Here is a 13,684-nt window from a genome sequence, read left to right on the forward strand (position 1 = left end):
GGTGTTGGGTGTGCCACGGTGTTGGCTGGAACTTTGGAGCCTTTTGTCCGTCCGCTGTCCGCTGGCCACGATGGTGTGTTGGGTGTGCGGTTGAGGGGTGGGCTGGGGGTTTGCGGCGTGCTGCTTGCGGTTTCCCGCTCTTCGCCTGCCGCGCTGTGCGGGTGGTCGGGGTGCTCGGCTGAGGGTGCTCGTGTCCGCCTGGTCTTCGCCGGTCGCGGCGCTGGTGTTGGGTGTGCCCGGCTGGGGAGAGCACCGCGTGAGTGGCGACGCTGGTGTTGGGTGTGCCTGGCTGGGGGAGGGCACCGCGGGCGGCGACGCTGGTGTGGGTTTGCCCGGCCGGAGGCTGGGCTGGGGTTCGGAGCGTAAGTAGGCAGCACAGCCCGGCGGCGGCGTGAGGGCGTGAGCAGCGACGGCGCCGGCTGTTACGGCGGGAGCCTTCGGTGCCCGTATCTCTGAAGGCGGCGTAAGCAAAAGGCGGCGTAAGCAAAAGGCGACCCCCTCACCAGGAGGAAGCCGCCTATGCCGGAAAAATCAGCTGATGTCGGGGCCGGTCAGGACCGCGTTCGGGTCGTCGACCAGGTGGCGGACGTCCCAGACCCAGGCGCCGTCCGTCCACGTGGGGGAGAAGCCGAGGAGGTTGGTCATGGCGCGCAGCATCTCGGTGTCGCGGAGCTGCGGTGTCAGGACGATGACGGCGGCCTTCCAGTAGCGCAGGTCGGCCAGGGTCATCTCGCGCCGGGTGTCGGTGATCTCGGGGACCGGGTTGCCCTGGCGGATCGAGGCCATCAGGCCGCTGGTGGGGCGCCACGGGGGCGAGAAGATCGCGGTGCGGTCGGCCGGGTTGAGCGGATTTTGGTTGGGGAGCAGGGCGTACGCGCCGGCGATGCGCATGTCCTGGCCGGTCATGGCGGACCAGCGCAGCGGGTCGGGGTAGGTCGAGTCGGGCAGCGGCAGGGTGACGACGGTGTGGTTGTCGTCGACGTACTGCCGCCAGGCGCCCGAGGTGACGAACTCGGGGGTCGGCGCCATCGGCGTGGTCTGGAGCTGGATGGGGGCGAGCGGCACCAGGGCCATCGCCACCGCCGTGATCATGGCGACGCGGACCGGGCCGCGGGCCGAGGGCTGGGCCTTGACGAGGTCGGCGGCGCGCTGGCAGCCGAGGGCCAGGATGATGCCGACGACCGGGGCGATGGCCATGGCCCAGCGGGTCGGCACCGCCGAGTTGAGGACCGGGACGCTGTGCAGAACGGCCCAGATGCCGGGGATGCCGGTGTTGATCCCGTTGAGGAAAATTCGCGGTCCGAGCGACATTGCGGCGAACAGCAGGGCCAGGCCGCCGAGGGTCACGATCGTGGCCGTGCGGCGCATCCAGACGATCAGGCCGAAGAAGAGAATGACGAGTCCCCACCCGAAGAACGCATTTTCTTCGGCCGGGTTCTGCGCGAGCTGGGCGGCAACAGCGGAATTGCCGGCCACGGAACGGCTCGAATAGGCGGTGAACGACGCGAGGTCGGCGCCGAAGTTACGGACGAACTGCGGCAGGCCGTGGTAGCTCTGCGGGCCGAAGAACTGCACGGTCAGCGGATATGCCAGGACGGCAAGCGTCACCGCGCCGGCGACGGACAGCCCGGTGACGAACTGCCGGGTCTCGCCGCGGTGCCTCTTGCGCCGGACGATCGCCATGACCAGGCAGAACACGCCCAGGCCTACGGCGGTCATGAAGAGGATCTCGAGGTTGATGAAGGCCTGCCAGATCAGCAGGCCGGCCAGGATCAGGCCGTTGCGCATCGCCCGGCCGGGCTCACGCAGGCGCAATGTGCGCACGATGATCCAGGGCACCAGGAATTGCGAGACGATGTTCGGGTGGCCGCCCGCATGCGAGATCATGCTCGGCGCGAAGGTGCAGAAGAGGGCGCCGACCCATGCCGCGAGCCGCGAGCTGACGAAGTGGCGCGAGAGAGCGAAGTACCACGACACGCCGGTGATCGCCAAAGCGAGAGTGAGGAATACGTTGAAGGCCACATGCGGGCCGAACAACAAAGTCACCGGCGTCATCGGCAACGAAACGGCCAGCACCGAGGTGTTGGCCATCATGTTCACCCCATCGGGGTAATTCATGCGATCGGAGAAGAACGGATATGCGCCATCGGTGAGCACCCGCGCACCATGCGCCATCATCCACTCAAAGAAAGCCTGATCCTGTGGATCATCACGCAACTGGTGATCAAGATTGAGCCACAACGGCGCGGTGACGTAGAGCGCGATGACGACGAAGGTCGCGCCGGCCAGCACATCTCGCCAGTTGGGAAGGCGTCGCCGTCTGACTTTCGGCTGTTCAGGCGCTTGGGCGGGAGGAGCGGCGACGGCGGTTTCGAGTGCCGCCAACTCGGCGTCTAGATCCTCGGTCCCGGTCACTTGACGGGGCGGCCGAACGTTCCCGCCGGCCGACTGGCCTGTCGAGTCAATACCCGTAATCGTCATAGCGTCGGCGAGCCTATCCGAGGTCGGTAACGTTGCAGTGACAAGCGGGCGATGCGTGACCGAGCCGATATGAACTGGGCTATCCGGACGCGAAGCAACCACACGGAGTACCCAGCTTGCCTATGTCTCAATCAGGCAAATAATGGGCGGGCTTCCCGGGCTCAACTTTCGGTTGTGAACCGAAGATGGTTAACTCTTCCGGTCCCGGTGTCAGCTTCGATCGGCAAGACGAGGGAACCTTACATATGGCAGACATCACTGGAGACCAGCGGATCCAGTCCGAAGTGCTCGAAGGCCTCGCCACGGCCGTGAACCACCGCCGGTGGTTCGTCGAGCTCGCTCTTCCGTACCTCGGGGACAACCCGATCGAGATCGGCAGCGGTCTCGGCGACTACGCGATCGAGTGGGCAGAGCACCTTCCGCGGTTCACGGCGACTGAAGCCGACCCCGACCGGCTCGTGCTCCTCAAGGAGCGGATGGCCGAGCACCCCAACATCGACGTGCGGCAGATGCTGCTGCCGGCGGCTGACGCCTCCGGCGAATACAGCGCCGCCGTCTCGTACAACGTGCTCGAGCACATCGAGGACCACGTCGGTGCGCTGCGCAGCATGGCCGAGCTCGTCCGCCCCGGCGGCCGGATCATCCTGATCGTGCCGGCGTTCATGTTCGCGATGAGCCAGGTCGACATCGCGACCGGCCACATCCGGCGGTACACGAAGAAGACGATGCGCGCGGCGATGACCGAGGCCGGGCTTCAGATCGAGAAGCTGCACTACGCGAACGCGCTCGGGCTGATCGGCTACTACGGCGCCACCAGCATCTTCAAGCTGGCCCCCAAGGAGGGCCCGATGGTCAAGGTGTACGACTCGCTCGTGCTTCCGGTGACCAAGGCCGTCGAGCAGGTCGTGAAGCCGCCGTTCGGCCAGTCGGTCTTCGTGGTGGCGCGCACGCCCTCGCAGTAGGAAAGAGGGCTGCCCGTGCAGCCCTCTCACACCCCTAGCTCTGGTACGTCGGGCGCATCGTCGCCCGCGCCAGCGTGTGGAACGCCAGGTTGAAGCCGACGTAGGCGGGCGTGGCGTCCGGGCCGACGTCGAGCTTGTCCACGTCGATCGCGTGCACCGCGAAGACGTAGCGGTGCGGGCGGTCGCCGGGCGGCGGGGCGGAACCGCCGTAGGTGCGCTCGCCGTAGTCGTTGCGCACGCAGAACGCGTCGCCGGGCAGCGGGTCGGCGCCGCGCGGCAGCTCCGTCACGGTCGCGGGCAGGTTGACCAGGACCCAGTGCCAGAAGCCGCTGCCGGTCGGCGCGTCCGGATCGAAGCACGTCACCACGAAGCCGCGGGTCTCGTCGGGGAAGCCCGACCAGGCGAGCTGGGGTGACACGTTCTTGCCGCCCGCGCTGGGGTGCGCGAACAGATCGTCGAGCGGCCGGCCGTCCTGCATGTCCGTGCTGGTCACCGTGAACGACGGAACCTGGGGCAACAGATCGTACGGGTCCGGGGCTACGGCGCGGTCGAGACTCATGGTGATTTGTCCTCCGGCCAGACGGTGGAAAGCTCTCTCCGTACGCAGAGTAGCCCGAAAAGCCGGGCTGTCACCCGATCGGGCGGACGCACATGGGGTGCGCGGCGTGTCCCCTGTGCCGGGTGATGCTTCTGTCCGACATCCGATCGGGTGCGTGCGGCGGAGATCCCCGTGCCCGGTGGCGATAAGCAAGTCGGCACCCGCTTCCTCGAGCGGGTGCCGACTGCTTTAGCCCCATTTGCGCATCGGCAGATGAGACCATCGGGACATGAGAGCGCCGCTGCCCGCCAACGAACCCGCCCGGCTGGCCGCTCTGCACGACGCGCAGGTGCTCGACACCCCGCCCGAGGAGGACTTCGACGACATCGCCCTGCTGGCGTCGGAGATCTGCGGCACGCCGATGGGCCTGGTCAGCCTCGTCGACCGGGAGCGGCAGTGGTTCAAGGCCAAGGTCGGCCTGGACGTCGAGGAGACCGACCGGGACACGTCGTTCTGCGCCCACACGATCAACGGGCACGATCTGCTCGAGGTGTCCGACGCGACGGCCGACCCGCGCTTCGCCGACAACCCGGCGGTGCCGGACGAGATCCGGTTCTACGCCGGCGCGCCGGTGGTGCTCGACGGCACCTATTCGGTGGGCACGGTCTGCGTCGTCGACCGCGTGCCCCGGGTGCTCACCTCGCCGCAGCGGCGCGCCCTGCGCAGCCTCGCCCGGCACGCCGCGGTCCAACTCGAGCTGCGCCGCTACGCCCGGCACGCCGGCGAGATCGCCGACCGGATGCGCCAGCTCGACCGCATGAAGGACTCGTTCCTCGCCACGGTCAGCCACGAGCTGCGCACACCGCTGTCGACCATCCGCGGTTACCTGGAGATGCTGCTCGAGGACGACTTCGACCCGGACACCTCGCGCCGGTTCCTGTCGGTGATGTCGCGCAACTCCGACCGGCTGCTGCGGCTCATCGACGAGCTGCTGCTGGTCGCCCGGCTCACCGACGAGCGCATGCAGCTCGACCTCGCCGAGATCGACCTGGCCGAGCTCGGCCACCAGGCCGCCGCGGCGTGCCGTCCGCTCGCCGAGCACCGCCAGGTCAAGCTGCGCGACCGCACCGAGACCCCGGTGCCGGCGCGCGGCGACGCCAGGAGGCTCGCCCAGGCGCTCAACCACCTCATGGTCAACGCCATCAAGTTCACCCACCCCGGCGGCGAGATCACGGTGGACTCGACCTCGGACGGCGAGCCGGAGCTGACCATCACGGACAACGGCGTGGGCATCGCGGCGGACGAGCTGCCGCACGTCTTCGACCGCTTCTACCGCTGCCAGGCGGCGGAGGTGATGGCGGCGCAGGGCCCGGGCCTCGGCCTGGCCATCGTCAAGTCGATCATCGACGCCCATCACGGCAGCGTCCACCTGGAGAGCGAGCCCGGCGTCGGGACGACAGTGCGCCTGACGCTACCCCGCTCCTAGGAACATCTCGCGGCAAGGATCCAGACCCTCGATCCGTACGGGTACGGAGCGCGCCGCCTGCCACGCGGCCCGGTCGAGGCGCAACCGCCGGCCGACGGTCACCCGGTCGCGGACGACGTGCCGGGCGATGCCGTCGTCGGCGTAGCCGAGCTTGCGGGACACCGCGTACGAGGCGTGGTTGTCGCCGAACGCCTCGGAGGTCGCGAACTCGGCGCCCAGCCCGGCGAAGGCCAGCTCGAGCACGGCGGCGCGCATCTCGGTGCCGTACCCCTGGCCGTGATGGGCGCGCGCCAGCCACGAGCCCGTGCCGACCTCGCGGAGCCGGGCGAAGTCCTCCGCGCCGATGCCCTGCGTGCCGATCACCCGCCCGCCGGCGATCGTCACCAGGCCCAGCTCCCACTTGCGCGGGCTCCACCCGGCCCGCAGGCCCCAGTGCCACTGGAGGACGCTGCGGGCGACCTGATCGGGCGGCGCGTCGGTCCATCCGGCGACGAAAGGCTGCGTCGCCGGATCGTGAATGCCCTCGGTGGCACGGGTGGCGAGCTCGTCGAGCCGGCGCTCATCGGGCAACCGCAATTCCAGCCGCGGAGTGCGCAGAACGAGCCCGTACAGCGGCCAATGGTCGCTCAGCATGACGCCGATTCTGCGGGCCTTCGCGACCCTATTTCAAGCGCTCGACATGCAACCCCGAATAGAGCCTGCGGTAGACGACTCCGGTGCGCGAGTTGCCCGCGTCGATCATCATGCCGCGGCCCATGTAGATGCCGACGTGGCCGGGGCCGACGACCAGGTCGCCGGGGCGCGCCTCGGCCCGCGAGATGCTGCGGGCCTGTGCCGCCTGGGCGCCGGAGGAGTGCGGCAGCTCGATGCCGGCGAGGGCGTACGCCCGCTTGGTGAAGCCGGAGCAGTCGAAGCCGAACGGGCCGGTGCCGCCCCGGACGTAGCGCTTGCCGACCTGAGAGCGGGCGTACGCGATGACGGCGGTCATGCCGTTGCCGAGGGGCATGACGTGGTGCGTGCGCCGCGACGTGACGACGTGCGACCGCTTCACGCTGCGGTGGATCCGGTTGTGGATCCGCTTCTGGACGGTGCGGTGGACGCGCTTGTGCAGCCGTTTGACGGCCCGGGGCGTCACCCTGTGGACCACGGCGCGGGCGATGGCGCGGCGCGCCGGGGCCGCCCGCGTGCCGGCCGGCTGCTCGGGCGGCGGGCCGCCGCGCAGGTCGCGGATCTGCTCGGCGGTGGTGGCGCTCAGGGCTCCGGCCAGCCGGGCGGCGTGGGCCTGCGCCATCTGGGCGCTGAAGACCCCGGGTCGTCGGGCGCCGGCTCCTTGGGCGTCGCGGGCCTCGTTCGCGGGGGCGTCGCTTGGTTCCGCGACGGCGTCACGGAGGATCTCGCGGGCCTCCGCGGCCGCCTCCGCCGCCGGGCCGCGCAGTGCCACGCGGTCGTCGGCCACGGCGAGGGCGGTCGCGGCGACGACGGCCGCCCGGCGCAGTTCCTCGTAGGTTTCCGGGCTCATCTCCGGCAGGGGGACATCGCCGGCGACGGTGCTGAGGGCGAGCTGGGCCGCGGCCACCCGGCGCGGGAGGGCCGGGCGGTCGCCGGCCGGGCGGCGCGGGTCGGCCCGGGAGGCGCGCTCGGCCAGGGCGGCGCGGGCGGCCTCCGTCTCCGCGAGATGGGCGGCGGTGTGCTCGGGGTCGGTGTGCTCGGCGGGCGGTGTGGCCTCGGCGGCATGATCGGCAGGGTCGAGGGCCGGTGAGATGACGGCCAGCGCCATGGCGCCGGCGGTCAAGGCCCGGCTCGGGGACGGACGATGCAGTGTTGCCTCCGAAATCGGCCCGGGGCACTCGCGCGTATCCCAGTCCAGCGTGGCATTACCGTGCGCCGCGCCGGCACCGCGCGTGAGACGCACAGCAATGGGAACCCGGACAACTCGCTAATTCCGACGACCATGCCAACACACATCAGGAATGTTTCGGGGCCGAATTCCCACAATCACCCTCGCCCAATCGAGGAAAGAAAGGACTTTTGAGGTGTCGATCGGCCGTTATGGATTTCCGAAATATGCCCGTGATCTGCTTCCGGGAACTCAGGTCACCGGAACACGGGCGCCCGGACTGTCCATCGAACTGTGCAGGACGAGCTCGGACAGCCCCGATCCGGCGGGCACGTCGAAGGGCAGGACGCCCTTCACCGCGGCGCCGGGCGGGATCTCGTCGAGCAGCGTGGGCTGCCGCTCGTTGAGGAAGACCAGCGCCTGCTCGGCCACGCGATGCTCGCCGCCGCCGTTGTCGATCGCGCGCTGAGCGCCCGGATCGAGCAGCTGGGATTCGGCACCCGTGTTGCGGACGGTCACGTCGACCAGGCAGAACTGGCCCTGGGCGTGCTGCGGAAGCTCCTGGGGCCCGACCGAGTCGAACCCGCATCGGCTGCCGTCGACGGTGAGCTGGAAGACGCCCTCGAAGGCCCGCGGAGCCTCGGGCGGCGGCGGCTCGTCACGCGACAGCGCGAACGCCGCCCCGCCGGCCGCGACCACGGCGACGACCGCCCCCACGATCCACGGCCAGCGGCGGCGGCGTCGCGGCGGCGGCTCCACTTCGGTGAGCGCTGATCGTGCGGGGCGCAGTGGCGTGTTGGTCACCGGACCCATGCTCGACTCCGTGGCGACACCTGAGGCGCCGCCACGCCGCAAATCCGGACCAACCTGTCGTAAAGCGCCCGTAAAGGTCGCCCATGGGTGGTAACTTCGGCCCCGGCACCCTCGTTGATCGAGGTGAGCCCGGCTCAGGGATCCCTCTGCCCGGCGCTCGCCGGCCGGCGGTCAGGGCAGCAGCAGGATCTTGCCCAGGTGGTCGCTCGACTCCATGAGGGCGTGTGCCTCGGCGGCCTCGGAGAGGGGCATCGTCGTGTGGATGATGGGCTTGATGGCACCGGCCTCGACCAGGGGCCAGACGTCGCGGGTCACCGCCGCGACGATGCGGGCCTTGTCGGGGATCGGGCGGGCGCGCAGCGACGTGGACGAGAGCGACGCGCGCTTGGCCATCAGCTCAACCAGGTCGACCTCGGCCTTGCGGCCGCCCTGGAAGCCGATGACCGTGATGCGGCCGCCGGGCGCGAGGACGTCGATGTTGCGGGAAAGATATTTGGCGCCGACGATGTCGAGCACGACGTCGGCGCCCCGGCCGCCGGTGAAGTCCTTTGTGGCGGCGACGAAGTCGTCGGTCGTGTAGTCGACGACCAGGTCGGCGCCGAGCTCGCGGAGCTTGTCGTGCTTGCTCGCGCGGGCGGTGGCGACGACCGTGGCGCCGAGCGCGTGGCCGAGCTGGATCGCGAACGTGCCGATGCCGCTGCCGCCGCCGTGCACCAGCAGGGTCTCGCCCTTGCGCAGCCGGTCGCGGTCGACGACGTTGGACCAGACCGTGCAGCTGACCTCGGGCAGCGCGGCCGCCTCGTGCAGCGAGAGGCCGGTCGGCACGGGCAGCAGCTGACCGGCCGGCACGGCGACCCGCTGTGCGTAGCCGCCGCCGGCGAGCAGGGCGCTGACCCGCTCGCCGACGTGACGGCCGGACACGCCGGGACCGACCGCGCTGATCACGCCGGCACACTCGAGGCCCGGATAGTCCGGAGCGCCGGGCGGCGGGGGATAGAAGCCCTGGCGCTGGGACACGTCGGCGCGGTTGACCCCGGCGGCGGTGACATCCACGACGACCTCGCCCTCCGCGGGCACCGGGTCGGGCACCTCGCGGAAGGCGAGCTTCTTGTCCTCGATCACGATCGCGTGCATGGCTTCACTGTGCCCGAGGGGTATGACAGAAAACCACTCGGTCAACTCACAGTGACCACTTTTGGTGCGCGGCGCCCGTACAGGCCCAGATCTGTAGTTTTGCCCCGTTGGCCGTGCTGTTGTCCTTGACGTCCAGGCACTTGCCCGAGGCGGTGTTGACGATGTCCCCGGCCGCGGTGACCGTCCACTTCTGACTGGCGACCGTGCCGATGCAGTCCCAGAGGTGCACCGCGGCGCCGTCGGCGGTCGAGTTGTTCGCCACGTCGAGACACTTGCCGAGCCCGGTGATCGTGCCGTCGGCGTTGCGCGCCCACTGCTGGTTGGTGTTGCCGGCGGTGCAGTCCCACATCTGCGGCTGGTTGCCGTTCGCCGTGGAGCCGTCGGTCACGTCGAGGCACTTCCCGCCGAGCCCTCGGATCGTTCCGCCGGTCGACGAGCCCTGCGATCCGGACCAGGTGAAGGTCGCCGACGTCCGGGGCGGCAGGGAGTACACAAAGGACTGGCTGCCCCAGTTCACCTTGACGCTCTGTGCGCCGCCGTTGGTGTTGTACGCGATCAGCGCCTTGGAGCCGTCCGGGTTGCGGAACGCGACGTTCGGGACCGTGCCGTTGGCGGTCGAGTCGATCCGCACCGCGCCCGGCCGCACGAACTTGGTCAGGTGGCCCATCGTGTAGTACTCGATGGTGTAGTCGACCTGGCCGCGCCGCCCGTCGTTGCGGTGCACGGTCACCAGCCCGGTGCAGGTGCCGCAGCCGCCGTTGTGCGGGCCCATGCTCTCGTCCACGGCCAGCGACCACTTCGTCCAGCTGCGGCCCCAGTTCCGGAAGTAGTCGATCAGGTCGCCCATGTCCTCGGCGTGCTGATTGCTCACCCACGTACCGCCGGAGTGCTCGGTCATGTAGGCGTTGACCTGCGGATACTGGTTGTGCACGGCGGTCGCCGTCGACGGGCTGCCGCCGTAGTCGTGCCACGCCACGCCGCCGAAGTTGGGATGGTTGCGGATCGCCGTGTCCGCGAGCAGAGGCGCCACCCACGTGTCGTACGTGTCGAAGTTCCAGTCCCCGACCAGCAGCTTCGTGCCCAGTCCCGCGCTCTGCAGGGCCGGCAGCAGGTTGGTCTTGGAGAAGTACTGGAGCCCGGCGGTGTTCCACTGCATCGACGGGTAGCCGGGGCAGCAGGTCGGCTCGTTCTGCGCGGTCACGTACCGGATCGGCACGCCCTGCGCCTGGTAGCCCTGGATGTAGCGGACGAAGTACTGCGCGTACGTGCCGTAGTACTGCGACTGGAGCCATCCCTGGCTGTACGCGTTGTTGTCCTTCATCCACGGCGGCGCCGACCAGGGCGAGGCCATCACGAACGCGGACGGGTTGAGCGCCAGCGCCTGCTTGGTCAGCGCCATCACGTCGGCGTCCCGGCTCAGCGAGAAGTCGTTGAGGTCGCAGCAGGTGGTGTCGTACGAGTAGCTGTTCTGCGCGAGGTCGGACGAGCCGATGACGTTGCGCAGCGCGCTCACCCCGATGCCGGAGGTGGGGCTGAAGAGCTTCGTCATCACGTCGTTCTGGGTGGCCGCCGAGAGCGCGCCGCTGCCGCGGATGGTGAAGGCGGCGGTGTCGGTGAACGACGCGCCCGCCCCCTCGAACGGCTGGTAGGTGGTGTTCTCGTTGACGGTGATGGTCTGCCCGGCGCTGCCCGAGCCGCTGCCGAACGCCACGGGCGCCTGCTGCTGAAGCCCGCGCGTGACGGCGCGCCCGCCGCTGTCGCTCGTGGTGGTCAGATAGACGTTGACCGTCTCGCCGGCCGCGAGCGCCTGCGGCGCGCTCAGCACGCTCACCGAGACGACAGCGGCCGCCGCGACGGCCCAACCGATCTTCCTGGACATGGTGGGGACTCCCTTGCCATAGGTGGGGGCCTAGGCCGGAAAAGGTAAAGGCGGTGAACAATAAACATCCACGTCGATGTGGTGTCAACCGTCACGCCCGCGTCAGGGAAGCCGGTTCTTGCAGGCCAGGGCTATTTTTGCCGACTTGATACAAGGTCCTTCGCGAGTGGCTGCCGACCACCGTGCGGACGTCTGGCAAACTGGGACCGCAACATCGGGAGGGCTCGCCTAGTGGCCGATGGCGCCGGTCTTGAAAACCGGTATGGGGAAACTCATCGTGGGTTCGAATCCCACGCCCTCCGCTCGATTTCCGGCCGATCCGGCCATGATCTGACTGCCGGTCGGTGGGCTCGCGCGTAGCTTCTCGCGCATGACGGGCCAAGCGGAGCCGGCCAAGACCGGCGGCGCCGAGGGGCGGCAGGGTTACTTCGGCAGGCTGGAACGGCTCCTGGGGGCCGCGGCCGTGCTCGGTGCGGCCATCTATGCGCTGCTCAACGTGCTGTACGTCGAGTTCTACGACGACTTCGGCGTGCGTCCCGAAGAGGTCGGCTGGGACCGCCTGACCATGCTGAGCCGGGCCGCGTGGGTGGTGCTCGGCGTCCTCATCGGCACCGTGCTGTTCCTGCTGGGCCGCCGGCTGCTGGGCCGGCTGCCGGGCAGGACGGTCGGCGCCGGGCCCGAGCATCCCGTCTTCACCTGGTTCGCCGTCGCGCTGCTGGTCGTCCTCGCCGGCTACTGGCTGCTCACCCTGAAGATGGAGCGCGAAGCCGACCGGGTCGTGCGCGGCGAGACCGTGAACGGTGTCGGCCTGTTCGTGCCTTTCATCGACGTGCACGCCTACCGGGCGGAGGTGGCCTGGCTGGGCGAGCCGGAGAAGATGCCCGCGCGACTCCGCTCCCCGCACCTCACCTATCTGGGCCGGGGCGACGACGTCGCCGTGTTCGTGGCCTGCGGCACCACGACCGTTGTCGTGCCGGCCGACCAGGTGGTCATCGACATCCGAAACCAGGGCCACAGCGACGTCGACCGCGAGACCCAGCGCCAGGAGTTCCAGCGGCTCTGCCCCTGATTCGGGCGGACGTGCTGGGCCGTCAAAGCCCGGCCTTGGTGACCCCGTAGACGGCCTGCGAGTGGGTGAAACCCTCACCGGCGTCCGACTCCAGCTGCCGGATCAGGCCCTTGCGCGAGAAGCTCGTCATGGCGAGGTAATTCTTGGCCGACTTGTACGCCTGCTCGTTGAAGTTGATGTGCAGGGAGTCGACCGCGTAGGTCGCCGCCTTCACCGAGTAGCCCTCACCCGCCTCCGAGGACAGCTGCCTGATCAGGCCCTTGCGGGAGAACGCGGCGAACTCGAGGTAGCTCTGCGCCGACCGAATGGCGTTCTCTTCTTCCGCCGACACCGGCCTGGTGGCGGGAGCCTTTGTCGTGGGCGCCTTGGTCGTGGGTGCGACCGCCGTGGCAGCTGCCTCTGTGGTGGGCGTGACCGTTGGAGGCTCGGTCGTCGCGTCCGGCGTGGGCTCGGTGGTTGCCACGGTCGGGTCAGCGGTCGCCGCTGTGGTCGCGGACGCGGTGTCCGCGGCGTTCGACACCGCTGACCCTAAGGCCGCGAGCACGATGACGTTGATGATGAGCGCGATGACACCGAGCGTGAGCCCGATCGCGGCCGCCGTCCTGCTCATCGCCTTGGCGAGCGTGATGGCGCTGAGGACGACGGCGACCAGGCCGAGGAGCAGCCCGAGGACCGGCACCCAGGACAGATTGCGCGGGAGCGCCGATCTGGCCAAAGGGGCTGGTCCGGTTCCAGCCCTTCGGCGCCGAAAGTGGGAGCAGGCACCGTCTGACGGTGGAGGGCGTTCCGAGACGACGGTGAGGCCCGAGCCGTTGCGGCCCGGGCCTCACCGAGAGGGTTTTTACTTGGCGTTGCTGTTGAACTTCGCGGTGGCCCAGAAGTAGCCGAGCAGGGTGAGGCCGAGGCACCAGGCGATGGTGAGCCAGCCGTTGTGGCCGATGCCGGTGCCGAGGAGCAGGCCGCGCAGGGTTTCGATCGCGGGGGTGAACGGCTGGTACTCGGCGATGGGCTGGAACCAGCCGGGCATGGAGTCGACCGGGACGAAGGCGCTGGACAGCAGCGGGAGCAGGATCAGCGGCATGGCGTTGTTGCTGGCGGCTTCGGCGTTCGGGGAGACCAGGCCCATGCCGACGGCGATCCAGGTCAGGGCGAGGGCGAACAGGGCGAGCAGTCCGAACGCGGCGAGCCATTCGATCGGGGTGGCGTCGGTGGAGCGGAAGCCGATGGCGACGGCGACGGCGCCGACCAGGATGACGCTGAGGACTGATTGCAGGACGCTGCCGATGACGTGGCCGATCAGGACGGAGCCGCGGTGGATGGCCATGGTGCGGAAGCGGGCGATGATGCCTTCGGTCATGTCGTTGGCCACTGATACCGCGGTGCCGATCACGGTGCTGCCGATGGTCATCAGCAGCAGGCCGGGCACGAGGTAGGCGATATATCGGGCTCGGTCGGGTTCGCCGCCGTTTATGCCGGCGCTGAGCG

General features: G+C 69.5%; 12 protein-coding genes and 1 tRNA gene. 4 read left to right on the forward strand and 9 right to left on the reverse strand.

The annotated features are described in order from the left end of the window. Positions 1 to 531: 531 nt before the first annotated feature. Positions 532 to 2,481: a DUF6311 domain-containing protein gene (locus Ade02nite_RS38595; RefSeq protein WP_203774784.1), complete on the reverse strand. Its 1,950-nt coding sequence runs from the start codon at positions 2,479 to 2,481 to the stop codon at positions 532 to 534. 245 nt (positions 2,482 to 2,726) lie between these two features. Between Ade02nite_RS38595 and Ade02nite_RS38600 the strand changes: the two genes are divergently transcribed. Continuing rightward, positions 2,727 to 3,443: a class I SAM-dependent methyltransferase gene (locus Ade02nite_RS38600; RefSeq protein ID WP_203774729.1), complete on the forward strand. Its 717-nt coding sequence runs from the start codon at positions 2,727 to 2,729 to the stop codon at positions 3,441 to 3,443. Between the two features lie 34 nt (positions 3,444 to 3,477). Here Ade02nite_RS38600 and Ade02nite_RS38605 read toward each other — a convergent pair whose 3' ends face one another. Further along, positions 3,478 to 4,002 carry a YbhB/YbcL family Raf kinase inhibitor-like protein gene (locus Ade02nite_RS38605; RefSeq protein ID WP_203774737.1) on the reverse strand — a complete coding sequence of 175 codons (525 nt, stop codon included), beginning with the start codon at positions 4,000 to 4,002 and terminating at the stop codon, positions 3,478 to 3,480. A gap of 268 nt (positions 4,003 to 4,270) precedes the next feature. Between Ade02nite_RS38605 and Ade02nite_RS38610 the strand changes: the two genes are divergently transcribed. After that, positions 4,271 to 5,467: a GAF domain-containing sensor histidine kinase gene (locus Ade02nite_RS38610; protein ID WP_203774745.1), complete on the forward strand. Its 1,197-nt coding sequence runs from the start codon at positions 4,271 to 4,273 to the stop codon at positions 5,465 to 5,467. Here Ade02nite_RS38610 and Ade02nite_RS38615 read toward each other — a convergent pair. The 5 genes from Ade02nite_RS38615 to Ade02nite_RS38635 form a co-directional block, all read right to left on the reverse strand. Beyond that, positions 5,453 to 6,100 (reverse strand): GNAT family N-acetyltransferase, encoded by a 648-nt coding sequence (locus Ade02nite_RS38615; protein ID WP_203774747.1) that lies wholly within the window; start codon positions 6,098 to 6,100, stop codon positions 5,453 to 5,455. The two genes, Ade02nite_RS38610 and Ade02nite_RS38615, sit on opposite strands and share 15 nt — an antisense overlap. 28 nt (positions 6,101 to 6,128) lie before the next feature. Next, positions 6,129 to 7,244, reverse strand: a complete 1,116-nt coding sequence (locus tag Ade02nite_RS50465; protein WP_275409980.1) for a C40 family peptidase — start codon at positions 7,242 to 7,244, stop codon at positions 6,129 to 6,131. Positions 7,245 to 7,556: 312 nt separating this feature from the next. Continuing rightward, positions 7,557 to 8,108, reverse strand: a complete 552-nt coding sequence (locus Ade02nite_RS38625) for a DUF4352 domain-containing protein (protein WP_239169355.1) — start codon at positions 8,106 to 8,108, stop codon at positions 7,557 to 7,559. Between the two features lie 180 nt (positions 8,109 to 8,288). Next, on the reverse strand, positions 8,289 to 9,251 hold the full coding sequence (locus Ade02nite_RS38630) for an NAD(P)H-quinone oxidoreductase (protein WP_203774752.1): 963 nt from the start codon (positions 9,249 to 9,251) through the stop codon (positions 8,289 to 8,291). Positions 9,252 to 9,297: 46 nt separating this feature from the next. After that, positions 9,298 to 11,130, reverse strand: a complete 1,833-nt coding sequence (locus Ade02nite_RS38635; protein ID WP_203774754.1) for an RICIN domain-containing protein — start codon at positions 11,128 to 11,130, stop codon at positions 9,298 to 9,300. A gap of 217 nt (positions 11,131 to 11,347) precedes the next feature. Here Ade02nite_RS38635 and Ade02nite_RS38640 point away from each other — a divergent pair. Both Ade02nite_RS38640 and Ade02nite_RS38645 read left to right on the forward strand, forming a co-directional pair. After that, positions 11,348 to 11,432, forward strand: a tRNA-Ser gene (locus Ade02nite_RS38640). A 68-nt stretch (positions 11,433 to 11,500) separates the two neighbouring features. Then, on the forward strand, positions 11,501 to 12,199 hold the full coding sequence (locus Ade02nite_RS38645; RefSeq protein WP_203774755.1) for a hypothetical protein: 699 nt from the start codon (positions 11,501 to 11,503) through the stop codon (positions 12,197 to 12,199). A gap of 22 nt (positions 12,200 to 12,221) precedes the next feature. On the opposite strand, the gene Ade02nite_RS38650 is transcribed toward Ade02nite_RS38645, so the two are convergent. Both Ade02nite_RS38650 and Ade02nite_RS38655 read right to left on the reverse strand, forming a co-directional pair. Then, the gene (locus tag Ade02nite_RS38650; RefSeq protein WP_203774757.1) at positions 12,222 to 12,878 is read right to left on the reverse strand and encodes an Ltp family lipoprotein; all 657 of its coding nucleotides are present in this window, start codon (positions 12,876 to 12,878) and stop codon (positions 12,222 to 12,224) included. 162 nt (positions 12,879 to 13,040) lie between these two features. Next, a partial coding sequence (locus Ade02nite_RS38655) for an ABC transporter permease (protein ID WP_203774759.1) occupies positions 13,041 to 13,684 on the reverse strand: 644 nt, incomplete at its 5' end.

Origin of the sequence: Paractinoplanes deccanensis, from assembly GCF_016862115.1 — a bacterium.
In the GTDB taxonomy this organism is placed as follows: domain Bacteria; phylum Actinomycetota; class Actinomycetes; order Mycobacteriales; family Micromonosporaceae; genus Actinoplanes; species Actinoplanes deccanensis.